The organism is Pseudomonas fluorescens, from assembly GCF_002022275.1.
Classification (GTDB): domain Bacteria; phylum Pseudomonadota; class Gammaproteobacteria; order Pseudomonadales; family Pseudomonadaceae; genus Aquipseudomonas; species Aquipseudomonas fluorescens_AJ.
Genome location: NZ_MSDF01000036.1, coordinates 1 through 13,908 on the forward strand (window position 1 = coordinate 1; position 13,908 = coordinate 13,908).

The 13,908-nt window shown below is 59.9% G+C and carries 14 protein-coding genes; 8 read left to right on the forward strand and 6 right to left on the reverse strand.

The genetic code is table 11. The annotated features are described in order from the left end of the window. The 4 genes from BFW87_RS22885 to gloB form a co-directional block, all read right to left on the reverse strand. Positions 1 to 1,200: extracellular solute-binding protein (locus BFW87_RS22885; RefSeq protein ID WP_078741987.1), on the reverse strand; the 1,200-nt coding region annotated here is incomplete at its 3' end. Further along, positions 1,197 to 3,026 carry an extracellular solute-binding protein gene (locus tag BFW87_RS22890; RefSeq protein WP_078741988.1) on the reverse strand — a complete coding sequence of 610 codons (1,830 nt, stop codon included), beginning with the start codon at positions 3,024 to 3,026 and terminating at the stop codon, positions 1,197 to 1,199. The genes BFW87_RS22890 and BFW87_RS22885, both read right to left, overlap by 4 nt. Positions 3,027 to 3,244: 218 nt before the next feature. Further along, a complete protein-coding gene (locus BFW87_RS22895; protein ID WP_078741989.1) occupies positions 3,245 to 4,657 on the reverse strand; it encodes a transglycosylase SLT domain-containing protein in 1,413 nt (470 codons plus the stop codon). 98 nt (positions 4,658 to 4,755) lie between these two features. Beyond that, complete coding sequence (gloB, locus tag BFW87_RS22900; RefSeq protein ID WP_078741990.1) at positions 4,756 to 5,523, reverse strand: hydroxyacylglutathione hydrolase; 768 nt, start codon at positions 5,521 to 5,523, stop codon at positions 4,756 to 4,758. 65 nt (positions 5,524 to 5,588) lie between these two features. Here gloB and BFW87_RS22905 point away from each other — a divergent pair, with 65 nt between their 5' ends. The 5 genes from BFW87_RS22905 to BFW87_RS22925 all read left to right on the forward strand — a co-directional run bounded on the left by BFW87_RS22905 (position 5,589) and on the right by BFW87_RS22925 (position 10,677). Next, positions 5,589 to 6,347, forward strand: coding sequence for a class I SAM-dependent methyltransferase (locus tag BFW87_RS22905; RefSeq protein WP_078741991.1), 759 nt, complete (start codon positions 5,589 to 5,591; stop codon positions 6,345 to 6,347). Between the two features lie 47 nt (positions 6,348 to 6,394). Beyond that, a complete protein-coding gene (gene rnhA, locus BFW87_RS22910) occupies positions 6,395 to 6,847 on the forward strand; it encodes a ribonuclease HI (RefSeq protein ID WP_016972779.1) in 453 nt (150 codons plus the stop codon). Between the two features lie 59 nt (positions 6,848 to 6,906). Further along, the gene (dnaQ, locus tag BFW87_RS22915) at positions 6,907 to 7,647 is read left to right on the forward strand and encodes a DNA polymerase III subunit epsilon (RefSeq protein ID WP_176159807.1); all 741 of its coding nucleotides are present in this window, start codon (positions 6,907 to 6,909) and stop codon (positions 7,645 to 7,647) included. A 184-nt stretch (positions 7,648 to 7,831) separates the two neighbouring features. Further along, entirely contained in the window at positions 7,832 to 10,087 is a 2,256-nt protein-coding gene (locus tag BFW87_RS22920) for an Orn/Lys/Arg decarboxylase N-terminal domain-containing protein (RefSeq protein WP_078741993.1), read from the forward strand. A gap of 8 nt (positions 10,088 to 10,095) precedes the next feature. Next, positions 10,096 to 10,677 (forward strand): GNAT family N-acetyltransferase, encoded by a 582-nt coding sequence (locus BFW87_RS22925; RefSeq protein WP_078741994.1) that lies wholly within the window; start codon positions 10,096 to 10,098, stop codon positions 10,675 to 10,677. On the opposite strand, the gene BFW87_RS22930 is transcribed toward BFW87_RS22925, so the two are convergent. Then, positions 10,674 to 11,567 (reverse strand): LysR substrate-binding domain-containing protein, encoded by an 894-nt coding sequence (locus BFW87_RS22930; RefSeq protein ID WP_078741995.1) that lies wholly within the window; start codon positions 11,565 to 11,567, stop codon positions 10,674 to 10,676. The genes BFW87_RS22925 and BFW87_RS22930 overlap by 4 nt on opposite strands. Positions 11,568 to 11,724: 157 nt before the next feature. Here BFW87_RS22930 and gspG point away from each other — a divergent pair, with 157 nt between their 5' ends. Then, positions 11,725 to 12,174, forward strand: coding sequence for a type II secretion system major pseudopilin GspG (gene gspG / locus BFW87_RS22935; protein WP_078741996.1), 450 nt, complete (start codon positions 11,725 to 11,727; stop codon positions 12,172 to 12,174). A gap of 103 nt (positions 12,175 to 12,277) precedes the next feature. Then, positions 12,278 to 12,622, forward strand: coding sequence for a hypothetical protein (locus BFW87_RS22940; protein ID WP_078741997.1), 345 nt, complete (start codon positions 12,278 to 12,280; stop codon positions 12,620 to 12,622). A gap of 60 nt (positions 12,623 to 12,682) precedes the next feature. Here the strand turns inward: BFW87_RS22940 and BFW87_RS22945 are convergent, their stop codons facing one another. Beyond that, positions 12,683 to 12,919 carry a hypothetical protein gene (locus tag BFW87_RS22945; RefSeq protein WP_017136925.1) on the reverse strand — a complete coding sequence of 79 codons (237 nt, stop codon included), beginning with the start codon at positions 12,917 to 12,919 and terminating at the stop codon, positions 12,683 to 12,685. Between the two features lie 227 nt (positions 12,920 to 13,146). Here BFW87_RS22945 and BFW87_RS22950 point away from each other — a divergent pair, with 227 nt between their 5' ends. Then, the gene (locus tag BFW87_RS22950) at positions 13,147 to 13,704 is read left to right on the forward strand and encodes an NADPH-dependent FMN reductase (RefSeq protein WP_078741998.1); all 558 of its coding nucleotides are present in this window, start codon (positions 13,147 to 13,149) and stop codon (positions 13,702 to 13,704) included. Positions 13,705 to 13,908 lie beyond the last annotated feature (204 nt).

Genomic DNA, 13,908 nt, shown 5'->3' on the forward strand with positions numbered 1-13,908 from the left:
GATCATGCCGCTGCCGTCGGTTTTGGCGGGTTCGAAAGACTGGGTGAAGACTTCGGCAGGGATTCTGTCGCGCAGCGGTTCAAGGATCGCCAGCTCATCCGGGCCGGGCAGGCCGGTGGCGGCCATTTCCGAGTTTTCGAAGTAACTGCGGGTGCGCGTGTAGGCACCGTTGAACAGTTGCTTGTTGCTCCACTCGAAATCCAGCAGCAGGCTGATGGCCTTGCGCACCCGCACATCCTGAAACATCGGTTTGCGCGTATTGAACACAAAACCTTGCATGCCGGTGGGGTTGCCGTTGGGGATTTCTTCCTTGATCAACCGGCCCTGGGTAACGGCCGGAATGTTGTAGGCGTTGGCCCAGTTTTTGGCGCTGAATTCCAGCCAGTAATCGAATTGCCCGGCTTTCAAGGCTTCAAGGGACACGGTGCTGTCGCGATAATAATCGGTGATGCGGTTATCAAAGTTGTAGAAGCCCTGGGTGACCGGCAGGTCTTTGGCCCAGTAATCCTTCACCCGTTCGTAGCGCACCATGCGCCCGGGCTTGACCTCGGCAACCTTGTACGGCCCGCTGCCCAAGGGGATTTCCAGATTGCCCTTGGTGAAATCGCGGGTGGCCCACCAGTGCTTGGGCAATACCGGCAATTGCCCGAGGATCAGCGGCAATTCGCGGTTGTTGGTGCGCTTGAACTTGAACAGCACGCGCAACGGGTCTTCGGCGATCACCTCGTCGACGTCGGCGTAGTAGGTGCGATAGAGCGGCGAGCCGTCCTTGATCAGGGCCTGGAAGGTGAAGATCACGTCTTCGGCGCGGATGGGATGGCCGTCGTGAAAGCGCGCTTCGGGGCGCAGGTAAAAACGCACCCAGCTGTTGTCCGGGGCCTTTTCGATCTTGCCGGCCACCAGGCCGTACTCGGTGATGGGTTCGTCCAGGCTTTGCATGGCCAGGGTGTCGTAGATCAGCGGCAGGTTATCCGCCGGCACGCCCTTGCTGATATACGGGTTGAGGCTGTCAAAACCGCCCATGCTCGACTCGCGGAAGGTGCCGCCCTTGGGCGCGTCCGGGTTCACGTAGTCGAAATGCTTGAAGTCGGCGGGGTACTTGGGGGGCTCGTTGTAGAGCGTCAGCGCATGTTGCGGTGCGGCATTCACCGCGCCGCACAACAACAGGCTGCTCAACAAGGCCGTGCGCAAAGACATCATTGGGCTTTCTCCGAAGCTTTCAGCCACCACGCGCTCAGGCCCAGGCTGTAAGGCGGCGTGGTGACAAAGGCGAACCGGTTGCGGTACGCCAGACGATGATAGTTGAGGTACCAGTTGGGAATGCTGTAGTGCTGCCACAGCAGCACGCGGTCCAGCGCTCGGCCGGCGGCCAGTTGTTCTTCGCGGGTCTGCGCTGCGAGTAGCTGTTCCAGCAGGTGATCGACCACCGGGTTGGCGATGCCTGCGTAGTTCTTGCTGCCCTTGATCGCGGCCTGGCTTGAGTGGAAATACTGCCACTGTTCAAGACCGGGGCTCAGGGTCTGGTTGAGCGTGATCAGGATCATGTCGTAGTCGAACTGGTCCAGGCGCTGCTTGTATTGCGCCCGGTCAACGGTGCGCAGGCGCGCGTCGATGCCGATGCTGATCAGGTTCTCGACATAGGGCTGCAGGATGCGCTCCAGGTTCGGGTTGACCAGTAATATCTCGAAGCGTAGCGGCTGCCCGTCCTTGTTGAGCAAGCGTTGCCCCGACAATTTCCAGCCGGCCTCGCCGAGCAGTGTCAGGGCACGGCGCATGGTCTCGCGCGGGATGCCGCGCCCGTCGGTCTGCGGCAGGCTGAAGGGCTGGGTAAACAGGTTGGCGGGCAGTTGGTCGCGGTAGGGCGAGAGCATCAGCCATTCATGGCCGACCGGCACGCCGGCCGCCGAAAACTCGCTGTTGGGGTAGTAACTCAGAGTGCGTTTATAGGCGCTGCTGAACAGGCTGCGGTTGGTCCACTCGAAGTCGAACATCAAGCCGAGGGCTTCGCGAACCTTGACCTGGCTGAAGGCCGGCCGCCGCGTGTTCATGAACAGGCCCTGGCTCTGGGTCGGGATCTGGTGGGCGATCTGTGCCTTGATCACGTCGCCCCGGTTGACCGCCGGGAAGTTGTAGCCGGTGGCCCAGTTTTTTGCCTGGTGTTCGATGTAGATATCAAACTCTCCGGCCTTGAACGCTTCGAAGGCCACGTCGCTGTCGCGGTAGAACTCCACCTCGACCTTGTCGTAGTTGTAGAAGCCCTGATTGACCGGCAGGTCTTTGCCCCAGTAATCCTTGACCCGTTCGAACACCAGCTGGCGACCGGGCGTGACCTTGGTGATGCGATACGGCCCACTGCCCAACGGCGGTTCGAAGGTGGTGGCCTTGAAGTCGCGGTTTTTCCAATAGTGCTGGGGCAATACCGGTAACTCGCCCAGGCGCAGGATCAGCAGCGGATTGCCGGCGCGCTTGAACACAAAGCGAATGCGGTGACGGTTGAGAATATCGACCCGCGCCACTTCTTGCAGGTTGGTACGGTATTGCGGGTGGCCTTCGGTGAGCAAGGTGCGGTAGGAAAACGCCACGTCATAGGCGGTGATGGGCTTGCCGTCGTGGAAACGCGCTTCGGGGCGCAGGTTGAACACCACCCAGCTGCGGTCTTCGCTGTATTCCACGGATTGGGCAATCAGCCCGTAGCTGGAGGTGGGTTCATCGCCGGAGGGGGCGTATTGACCGGTGCCGACCATCAACGGCTCGTTCAGCTCATTGACGCCGTATTGCAGGAAATTGGGTGTGGAAACCGGGCTTGAGCCCTTGAAGGTGTAGGGGTTGAGGGTGTCGAAAGTGCCAAATGCCATGACCCGCAAGGTCCCGCCTTTCGGCGCTGCAGGGTTTACCCAATCGAAGTGGGTGAATTTGGCCGGGTACTTGAGTGTGCCGAACTGCGTGTAACCGTGGCTCTCGGTAATCGTCGCGTTCGCAGCAAAGCTCAAGGCCAGACTTATTAGTAGAAGGAGGGGACGCTTCAAGTCAGAGATCCGATCCAGGCGGCTTGGGCTTTATGATCGGTACAGTAACAGCTTGTTCCGGTTGGAAAAAGGTCGCTGAAAATGCCAGCTTGAGGCGGGCTCAGTGTTGAGCCATATGCGAATCAAATGTGGGAGCTGGCTTGCCTGCGATAGCATCGCCTCGGTACATCTGAAGCACCGAGGTGAGGCCATCGCAGGCAAGCCAGCTCCCACAGAAGTCAGCGCGGCCCGGAAACCACCAGCATCTGCCCCGGCTTCAGTGCCTGGCCAGTACGCGGATTCCAGCGCTTGAGATGTTGCATCTCAACGTTGAAACGCTTGGCAACAATGTACAGCGAGTCACCCTTCTTGACCTTGTATTGCACGGGCTTCTTGCTGTCAGCCTTGGCCACCAGCTTGCGCGTGTCCTGCATCACCAGGGTCTGACCGACCTTGAGTGCCTGGCCGTTGAGCTTGTTCCAGCGCTGCAGGTCATGCACGTCGACCTTGTTGGCTTTGGCGATCAGCGTGAGGTTGTCGCCGTTACGCACCTTGTAATTGCGGGTACGCCCAGCAACCCGCGTGGTCTCAACTTCGTCGAACACCTGCTTTTTCGGACGCATCGCCAGCAATTCTTCCGGCTTCATCGTCGAAAGGGTGCTGGTCAGCAGTTGCGCCTTGGAGCTGGGCACGAGCAAATGTTGCGGGCCGTCGAGGGTGGTGCGTTGCTTCAGGGCCGGGTTGAGCTGGAACAGTTCGTCTTCGTCGATTTCCGCCAGCGCCGCTACCCGTGACAGGTCCATGCTTTGCTTGACTTCAACCACTTCGAAATACGGCGTGTTGGCAATCGGGCTCAGGTTGACGCCGTAGGCCTCGGGGGCCAGCACCACCTGGGACAGCGCCAGGAATTTGGGCACGTAGTCCTTGGTTTCCTGGGGCAGGGGCAGGTTCCAGTAGTCGGTAGGCAGGCCGAGCTTTTCGTTGCGCTCGATGGCCCGGCTTACCGTGCCTTCGCCAGCGTTATAGGCCGCAAGCGCCAGTAACCAGTCGCCGTTGAACATGTCATGCAGACGCGTCAGATAGTCCAGGGCGGCGGTGGTGGAGGCGGTGATATCGCGGCGGCCGTCGTAGGCGCGGGTCTGGCGCAGGTTGAAGTAACGCCCGGTGGAGGGAATGAACTGCCACAAACCGACTGCGTCGCTGCGCGAGTAGGCCATTGGGTTGTAGGCACTTTCAATCACTGGCAGCAGCGCCAGCTCCAGGGGCATGTTGCGTTCTTCAAGGCGTTCGACGATGTAGTGAATGTAGAGGCTGCCGCGTTCGCCGGCGTTCTCCAGGAAGGACGGGTTACTGGCGAACCACAAGCGCTGTTGCTCGATGCGCGGGTTGACGCCCAGCCCGTCCTGCAATTGAAAGCCCCGTCGCATGCGTTCCCAGACATCCTGGGGTACTTCGGGGCTGGGCTTCTCTGAGAGCCAGATAGGTTTTTGCTTGATCTTGGCAGCAAGATTAGGTTTGGGTTGCACGGTGGATTGTGCAGCGAAATTTGTCGATTGGCAGCCCGCCAGAGTCGCGGACACAGCCACCGCCACAGCTTGAGCCAGGCGGGTCAATGCGTCTGAAGAGATGGATTTACGAATAGATGACGACATTGGCTGGAAGTAAGTTCCGGGCAAAAATGTCGGGCGATTCTAGAAAGCGCTTTGGTTCCGGTCAACCATTCAGAAAATCCGTATCAGATTGCGTCTGCTTAGAACTTATCTTTCCAAGCCCTCAAGCTAGCAAACACCTCGGCCCCAGAGCGGTTATCGCGGCCATTCCGTTCGTCCGCTTTTTGTTTAACGGATGTTTCAGCGGTACGCAGAAAAGGGTTGGTGCGTTTTTCCAGCGCCAGATTGGACGGCAGCGTCATTTCGCCTCGGGCGCGCAGTTGGCTGACGTGCTCGACGCGCTCGGCGATGTCGGGATTGTCGGGTTCCACCGCCTGGGCAAACTTGAGGTTACTTTGTGTGTATTCGTGGGTGCAGTACACCAACGTGTCGGCCGGCAAGGCTGCCAGGCGTTCCAGCGAGGTGTGCATCTGCTCCGGCGTGCCTTCGAACAGGCGACCGCAACCGGCGGCAAACAAGGTGTCGCCACAGAACAACACACCCTCGTGGTAATACGCGATATGGCCCAGGGTGTGGCCGGGCACGGTATAAACGTCGAAATCCCAGCCCAGTAAGCTGACACGGTCGTTATCCTGCAAGGCGACGTCCCGCGCCGGGATTTGCTCGTTGGCCGGGCCGTAGACCTTTGCGCCGGTCACACTTTTCAGTTGCTCCACGCCACCGACATGATCATGGTGATGGTGGGTGATCAGGATGTCGCTCAAGGCCCATTCCGGGTTCTGCTTGAGCCAGGCAAGTACCGGGGCGGCATCGCCGGGGTCGACCACGGCGCAGCGCCGGGTGTGCGGGTCTTGTAACAACCAGATGTAGTTGTCGGTGAAGGCGGGGAGGGCACTGATCTGTATCATTCTTCGATTCGCCAAGCTGAACACATTGGTGCATCTTAGAACGTCTAGGCGAGTTGGAGAATGCAATGACTGATAAAGCGTTCGCCCAGGCCGATCCTGAGTGGCTGGCCCTGATCAGCGCGGCCCGTGATTGGCTGTCCGGGCCGATCGGGCAATTTTTGCTGGATGAAGAACGGCAAATGCTCGAAGACGAGCTGGGCCGGTTCTTTGGCGGCTACCTGGTGCATTACGGCCCGTCGGCCCAGACCCCGCCGTCGGCACCGCAGGTGCAACGCAACGTGCGTTTGGGCGCGCCGTTGCCGGGGGTGGAGATTGTGTGCGAAGAGCAGGCCTGGCCGCTCAGCGAACACGCCGCCGATGTGGTGGTGTTACAACATGGCCTGGATTTCTGCCTGTCGCCCCACGGCTTGCTGCGCGAAGCCGCGAGCAGCGTGCGCCCCGGTGGCCATTTGCTGATTATCGGGATCAACCCCTGGAGCACGTGGGGCCTGCGCCATGTATTCGCCCATGATGGCCTGCGCCAGGCGCGCTGCATCTCGCCTTCACGGGTGGGCGACTGGCTGAACCTGCTGGGCTTCGCGCTGGAGAAACGCCGCTTCGGGTGCTATCGTCCGCCGCTTGCCTCGACCAAGTGGCAGGGCCGCCTGGCTGGCTGGGAACGCCGCGCGGGCGCCTGGCAACTGTCGGGTGGCGGCTTCTATTTATTGGTCGCGCGCAAGATCGTGGTCGGCCTGCGCCCGGTGCGTCAGGTGCTGCGCCAGCCCATGGGCAAACTGGTGCCGATGCCGATGGCCAAGGTCAACCGCAAGCAAAGCGATGCGTAAACCTCTTTTCTGATTTCAGACCCTGCCTGTTTTGATGGATGCAACTGATGACCGATACCGTAGAACTCTTCACCGATGGCGCCTGCAAGGGCAACCCGGGCCCCGGCGGCTGGGGCGCCTTGCTGGTATGCAAAGGTGTGGAGAAGGAACTGTGGGGCGGCGAACCCAACACCACCAACAACCGCATGGAGCTGATGGGCGCCATTCGCGGCCTCGAAGAACTCAAGCGCCGCTGTGACGTGCTGCTGGTGACCGACTCGCAGTACGTGATGAAGGGCATCAATGAGTGGATGGTCAACTGGAAGAAGCGCGGCTGGAAAACCGCGGCGAAAGAGCCGGTGAAAAACGCCGACCTGTGGCAGTTGCTCGATGAGCAATGCAACCGCCATAACATCACCTGGAAATGGGTGCGCGGGCACATCGGCCACCCTGGCAACGAACGCGCCGACCAGCTTGCCAACCGGGGCGTGGACGACGTGCGGGGCTACAAGCAAAGCTGACGTGGTAACATCGCGCCCTTTGATTCACACCACCCGTTGAGAGCTGAACCCTGATGGCCATCCGATCTGTTGTACTCGATACCGAAACCACCGGCATGCCGGTGACCGATGGCCACCGGATCATCGAAATCGGCTGTGTCGAACTGATGGGGCGCCGCCTGACGGGGCGTCACTTCCACGTCTACCTGCAACCGGACCGTGACAGTGACGAGGGCGCGATCGGCGTTCACGGCATTACCGACGAATTCCTCAAAGGCAAGCCGCGCTTTGCCGAAGTCGCCGACGAATTCTTTGAGTTCATCCACGGCGCGCAACTGATCATCCATAACGCGGCGTTCGACGTCGGCTTCATCAATAACGAGTTTGCCCTGATGGGGCAGGCGGACCGTGCGGATATCTCGCAGCACTGTTCGATCCTCGACACCTTGATGATGGCCCGTGAGCGCCACCCCGGCCAGCGCAACAGCCTGGATGCGTTGTGCAAACGTTATGGCGTCGACAACTCCGGTCGTGAACTCCACGGCGCGTTGCTCGACTCCGAAATTCTGGCCGACGTCTACCTGACCATGACCGGCGGGCAGACCAGCCTGTCCCTGGCCGGTAACGCCTCCGATGGCAGCGGCTCGGCGGAAGGCTCGGGCAACCGTCCTTCGGAAATCCGCCGCCTGTCGGCTGATCGCAAGCCGAGCGTGATCATTCGCGCCAGCGAGCAGGACATGGCCGAGCATGCAGCGCGGCTGGAAGCGATTGCCAAGTCGGCGGGCGCGCCGGCGTTGTGGTCCACCCTGACCCAGCACTAATTAATGTGGGAGCTGGCTTGCCTGCGATGGCGGTGTATCAGTTACTGATAGGTCAACTGACCCGCCGCCATCGCAGGCAAGCCAGCTCCCACAGTTGATTACCTTCGCTTTCAAAATCTTCATTCGCGTCATCCCGTCGCAGCTTCTACCCTTGAGTGCATAGCCCTCAGGACTAAAAGCACTCATGTACAAAGACCTGAAGTTTCCCGTTCTGATCGTGCACCGTGACATCAAGGCCGACACCGTTGCCGGTGACCGGGTCCGAGGCATCGCCAAGGAGTTGGAACAAGAGGGCTTCAGTATCTTCTCCGCCGTGGACTACGCCGAAGGCCGCCTGGTGGCCTCCACCCATCATGGCCTGGCGTGCATGCTGATTGCCGCTGAAGGTGCTGGCGAAAACACTCATTTGCTGCAAAACATGGTCGAGCTGATTCGCTTGGCGCGGGTGAGGGCGCCCAACTTGCCGATCTTTGCCTTGGGTGAGCAAGTCACCCTGGAAAATGCCCCGGCCGATGCCATGAGCGAGCTCAACCAGCTGCGTGGCATTCTCTACCTGTTCGAAGACACCGTGCCGTTTCTGGCCAGGCAAGTCGCGCGGGCGGCACGCACCTACCTTGATGGCCTGTTGCCGCCGTTCTTCAAGGCGCTGGTGCAGCACACCGCCGACTCCAATTATTCCTGGCACACCCCCGGTCACGGTGGCGGCGTGGCCTATCGCAAAAGCCCGGTGGGGCAGGCGTTTCATCAATTCTTCGGGGAAAACACCCTGCGTTCGGATTTGTCGGTTTCAGTGCCGGAGCTGGGCTCGCTGCTCGATCACACCGGGCCCCTGGCGGAAGCCGAAGCCCGCGCGGCGCGCAACTTTGGCGCCGATCACACGTTTTTTGTAATCAATGGCACCTCCACGGCCAACAAAATCGTCTGGCACTCCATGGTCGGGCGTGATGACCTGGTGCTGGTGGATCGCAACTGCCACAAATCGGTGTTGCATTCGATCATCATGACCGGCGCGATCCCGCTGTACCTGTGCCCTGAGCGTAACGAACTGGGCATCATCGGCCCGATTCCCCTGAGTGAGTTCAGCCCGGACTCCATCCGCGCCAAGATCGAAGCCAGCCCCCTGACCCGTGGCCGGCCGCCGAAAGTGAAGATGGCCGTGGTCACCAACTCCACCTACGACGGCCTGTGCTACAACGCTGAGCTGATCAAGCAGCAATTGGGCAACAGTGTCGAGGTGTTGCATTTCGACGAAGCCTGGTACGCCTACGCGGCCTTCCACGAGTTTTTCGCCGGGCGCTATGGCATGGGCACCTCGCGCACCGCGGACAGCCCGCTGGTGTTCACCACGCACTCAACCCACAAGCTGCTCGCCGCCTTCAGCCAGGCCTCGATGATCCATGTGCAGGACGGCGGCGCGCGCCAGCTGGACCGTGACCGTTTCAACGAAGCGTTCATGATGCACATCTCCACCTCGCCGCAATACAGCATTATTGCTTCGCTGGATGTGGCCTCGGCGATGATGGAAGGCCCGGCGGGGCGCTCACTGTTGCAAGAGATGTTCGACGAAGCCCTGAGCTTTCGCCGCGCCCTGGCCAACCTGCGCCAGCACATTGCTACTGAAGACTGGTGGTTCTCGATCTGGCAGCCGCCTTCCGTGGCCGGCATCGACCGCGTCGCCACAGCGGACTGGCTGCTGCACCCCCAGGATGACTGGCACGGTTTTGGCGACGTCGCCGAAGACTACGTGCTGCTCGACCCGATCAAAGTGACGCTGGTAATGCCCGGCCTCAACGCCGGTGGCGCCTTGAGCGAGCGCGGCATTCCGGCGGCGGTGGTCAGCAAATTCCTCTGGGAGCGTGGCTTGGTGGTGGAGAAAACCGGGTTGTATTCCTTCCTCGTGCTGTTTTCCATGGGCATCACCAAAGGCAAATGGAGTACCTTGCTCACCGAGTTGCTGGAGTTCAAGCGCAGCTACGACGCCAATGTCAGCCTGGCAAGTTGTTTGCCCTCGGTGTATGCCCAAGGCCCGGCGCGCTATCAAGGCGTAGGCTTGCGCGACCTGTGCGATCAATTGCACAGTTGCTACCGCAGCAATGCCACGGCCAAACACCTCAAGCGCATGTACACGGTATTGCCGGAAATCGCGATGAAACCGGCCGATGCTTACGACCAGTTAGTCAGGGGCGATGTCGAGGCGGTTTCCATCGATGCCTTGCCAGGGCGCATCGCAGCCGTGATGCTGGTGCCGTATCCGCCGGGCATTCCGTTGATCATGCCCGGCGAGCGTTTTACCGAGTCTACGCGCTCGATCATCGACTACCTGGCGTTTGCCCGGACGTTCGATAGCAGTTTTCCCGGTTTTAGTGCCGATGTTCATGGGTTGCAACACGAAGACGACGGCAGTGGTCGGTGTTATACCGTCGATTGCATCAAGGGTTAAGGATGTTTATGCAAGCGGTAATGAACCCGAAGTACCCGGGGCTCAGTGTCAGGGTCGCCGACGAAGGCTTTGACGCCTACGTGTGGGGCAATGACTTCAGTTTTGAGGTCAGCGCCTATGGCGTGCCAGAGATGGGCAAGCGCGTCGATCAGTGGACGGTGGAGCGCATCGTGCCGTATCGCAAGTGCTATGGCATCGACCCGGAAGAGTTCGCCAGTTTCCGCGATGCAGCGGACAGCGCGATCTTCATGGCCTACCTCGACGACCAGCCGGTGGGGCACATCGTGGTCAGCACCAACTGGAACGGTTTTGCCCACGTCGATGAGTTGGCGGTGGCCTTGCCCGCGCGCCGGCATGGCGTGGCCAAGGCATTACTGGATGTGGCGCAGTTCTGGAGCCGCAAGAAAAACCTGCCGGGCATGATGCTCGAAACCCAGAACAACAACCTCGGTGCTTGCCGCCTCTATGAGCGCTGCGGGTATGTGATGGGCGGAATTGACCAGTTGCGCTATCGCGGCATTGATCCGCAAACCCGTGAAGTCGCGATTTTCTGGTACCGCCTGTTCAAGACCGAAGTCGAGCAGATTTAACCCGCCAACAGGCTTTCAGCCTTCTGCGTGACGATCTCCAGTAGCGCATTCAGCGCCGGTGTGGCCACGCCATCCCTGAGGGTCAGCGCATACAGGCTGACCGGGATCGGCGGCGACACCGGGCACGCATCCAGCCCGGCCTCCCGCGCACCGAAGGCGGTGAACGGGTCGACAATCGCCAAGCCTTCACCGGCCTCGACCATGCTTCGCATCATCTGGTAGGTCTGCACCCGCGTCTGCACCACCGGCAGCGGGCGCAAGGCTTGCAGCTTGGCGTCGAGCAGGCGGCTCAACGGGTCCTGGCCTTCCAGGCCGATCATCGACTGTCCGGCCAGGTCTTGCAGTGCAATGTACTTTTGTTTGGGTTTGAGCCAGCCGTGGGGCGCCAGCAATTGCAGCTTGCCTTGGGCCAGCACGGTGCTCTGGATTTGCGGGTGTTCCGGGTCATGCAGGCTCAGGCCCACTTCGGCCTCATGCAGCAGCAGGCTGCGCACAATATCTCGAGTCGGCTGGCTGGACAGGTTGCACGGTGTGTCCTGAAAACGGCGGCGCAGCACGGCGATGCTTTGCGGTAGCAGTTGATTGGCCAATGGCGGGGTGCACAGCGCGCGCAGGGTCGGTGCGTGATGGTGTTTCAGGCGGCTGGCCAGGCGCTGGACCGGTTCCAGCGCTTCATAGACATGGGCGATTTCTGCCTGCAGCTCCAGCGTTTCGCGCGTTGCTTGCAAACGCCCGCGCACACTGGCAAATAGCATGAAGCCCAATTGCTGCTCGGCCTCCTTCAGCGCGGCGTCTACATCGCCCACGGGGAGTTGCAACCATTCGGCGGCCAAGCCTTGGTGTCCGGTCTGCAAAATGGCCTGAATCACTTCGATATGACGTAAACGCATGGCCGGAGTCTAGGGGGCGTGCGACGGGGTTTCAATGGCTGCGCAAAAAAGAGCGTGGGCTTGCGCATGGGGCGTCTACCGTTAAGCCTGTTCGCTGCTGCAACATGCGGGTCATACAAAACGTGTATCAACCGACAAACCCAGAGGGAGCCTTACGATGTCCGGCAAAACTGCACTCAGTGACAGCCTGCAGGCCCAGCGCGGTTTCACGCGATGGGCGGTGCTGGTGGCGTTGGTCATCATCGGTCTGCTGGCGCTGGCCATCGGGCCGCGGTTGTTTGGCGATGTAACCCTGGCGGAAATCGCCACCGCCAAAGGCCAGGTCGCCGAGCTGGGCAACGCGGTCGAACAGTTCCATCAAGACACCGGTCGTTACCCCAGGGATGACGAAGGTCTTGATGCGTTGACCGTGAAACCGGAAGGCGAAACCCGGTGGAAGGGACCGTACGCCAAAGACGAGCTGCTGACCGATCCCTGGGGTGTCGCCTATCAGTATCACTACCCGCCCAGCCAGTCCCAAACCCCGTTTGATCTGTTTTCGTTCGGCAAAGACCGCACGCTGGGCGGTGTCGGGGTCAACAAGGATATTACCTACGGCGACCACTGATACCTCTGGCATTACCCATCGACCTGATTAGAATGGCTGCTCTGATCATCAACGACCCATGCCGTTTACCCGGCAATTACAACAAAAACAGGTCTGGTCTCACATGCCTCTACCCTCGAACTTCTTCGGGGTAACGGCCAAGCAACTTCTGGTCTTGATGACCGTGGGGTGCGTGGCTGCTTATCTCTTCAATGCCAATGATGAACACATCCCGGAAAACCTCGCGCTTGAGGCGTTTATCCGTTCCCAGGAACAGGTAGGCGAGCAGGTGGGCACGGTGCTGGGTATCACCCTGGTACGCCAAGTGGTGGCGTATCCCGGGTATGGCACACCGGGTTATAAACGTTCGATGTATGACGTCGAAGGCGAAAAGGGGCGGTTGGTGGTGACGCTCAAACAGCTGGATGGCGAAGCGGGTGCGGAAATTACAGAGATCCGCAAACCTTGATCGCCCGGCCCAGTCGACGCCATCAATGGCCGAGACTGAGCGGGTAGATAAGGCGGGATCTTATGAAGCGAGGGTCGTTTGCGATTCGCGCACAATGATCGTGCCCGACTGAATCAGTTTGAACTCATCACCTTCCAATTTTTCTACACGGTCGCCAATGGCCAGCTTGTAGGTGGTGGTAGGCGTCGAGCCAGCCTGGCTGTCCTGCGCCGGGTTGGATTCCTGGAACTCATGCACCGAATACACGCGTCCTTCCGCGTCTCTGGCATGGAACTGTCCGACAAGTACTGCAGCCATCTGTTTAGAACCTCTGGAGATAAACACTCGATTTGCGGTTCTGTAGACCGTCATCAAGCGGGGTAGTTTACCTATGGAAAAAAAATACTATTCGTCGAAGCATTCAGATGCTTCCTACGCAAGCTGCTGCGTGGAAAGCCACTGTGGGATCTTCACAACCTGCTGGTGAACACGTGTTGAAGACTCTATAACTACAAGCTCCTTTAGTCAGACGTCGGGAAACCTCAATGAGCAAGGTCTACACGATTGCCGTCCTGGTGGGCAGCTTGAGAAAAGCGTCGATCAACCGCAAAGTTGCTTTGGCATTGGCAGAACTGGCCCCTGCCAACCTTAAGCTGAATATTGTTGAAATTGGCGATTTGCCGCTCTACAACGAGGATATCGATCAAGGTACGCCGCCGGAAGCCTACAGTACTTTCCGTCAACACGTGAGCTCATCCGACGCGGTGCTGTTTGTGACCCCGGAATACAACCGTTCCGTGCCGGCGCCGTTGAAGAATGCAATCGACGTAGGTTCTCGCCCGTATGGGCAAAGCGCCTGGAGCGGCAAGCCGGGGGCGATCATCAGTGTGTCGCCGGGTGCTATTGGCGGGTTTGGGGCGAATCACCATTTGCGCCAGTCGTTGGTGTTTCTTGATGTGCCCTGCATGCAGCAGCCGGAAGCCTACCTGGGTGGGGCGGGTAGCGTGTTTGACGAGGCGGGAGCGTTGTCGGAGAAGAGCAGGCCGTTTTTACAGGCTTTTATTGATGCTTATGGGAAGTGGGTGGAAAAACAAAGCGGTTGATAGTGTGGGATTTGAATGAGGGCGCTGGCGGTCTGGGGGGGCATATCCGTTATTTGGGTGAGGGCCGCTATTGGTTCCGCCCTTACGGCGGGTCACTTTTGGAAAAGAGCCCCAAAAGTAACCAAAAGGGCTCTTGCCCCACCACTCGGCACCTCGCTCTGGCTCGGTGTGCCCTCACTCCGGCTTGAATCCGTGGGCCGCCGC

What these genes read in the sequence shown, in the direction of transcription:
- BFW87_RS22940 (WP_078741997.1), top strand. Translation starts at nt 12,278, where the DNA reads ATGCCTCTACCCTCGAACTTCTTCGGGGTAACGGCCAAGCAACTTCTG.
- BFW87_RS22895 (WP_078741989.1), bottom strand. Translation starts at nt 4,657, where the DNA reads ATGTCGTCATCTATTCGTAAATCCATCTCTTCAGACGCATTGACCCGC.
- BFW87_RS22920 (WP_078741993.1), top strand. Translation starts at nt 7,832, where the DNA reads ATGTACAAAGACCTGAAGTTTCCCGTTCTGATCGTGCACCGTGACATC.
- gloB (WP_078741990.1), bottom strand. Translation starts at nt 5,523, where the DNA reads ATGATACAGATCAGTGCCCTCCCCGCCTTCACCGACAACTACATCTGG.
- gspG (WP_078741996.1), top strand. Translation starts at nt 11,725, where the DNA reads ATGTCCGGCAAAACTGCACTCAGTGACAGCCTGCAGGCCCAGCGCGGT.
- BFW87_RS22925 (WP_078741994.1), top strand. Translation starts at nt 10,096, where the DNA reads ATGCAAGCGGTAATGAACCCGAAGTACCCGGGGCTCAGTGTCAGGGTC.
- BFW87_RS22930 (WP_078741995.1), bottom strand. Translation starts at nt 11,567, where the DNA reads ATGCGTTTACGTCATATCGAAGTGATTCAGGCCATTTTGCAGACCGGA.
- BFW87_RS22905 (WP_078741991.1), top strand. Translation starts at nt 5,589, where the DNA reads ATGACTGATAAAGCGTTCGCCCAGGCCGATCCTGAGTGGCTGGCCCTG.
- BFW87_RS22945 (WP_017136925.1), bottom strand. Translation starts at nt 12,919, where the DNA reads ATGGCTGCAGTACTTGTCGGACAGTTCCATGCCAGAGACGCGGAAGGA.
- rnhA (WP_016972779.1), top strand. Translation starts at nt 6,395, where the DNA reads ATGACCGATACCGTAGAACTCTTCACCGATGGCGCCTGCAAGGGCAAC.
- BFW87_RS22950 (WP_078741998.1), top strand. Translation starts at nt 13,147, where the DNA reads ATGAGCAAGGTCTACACGATTGCCGTCCTGGTGGGCAGCTTGAGAAAA.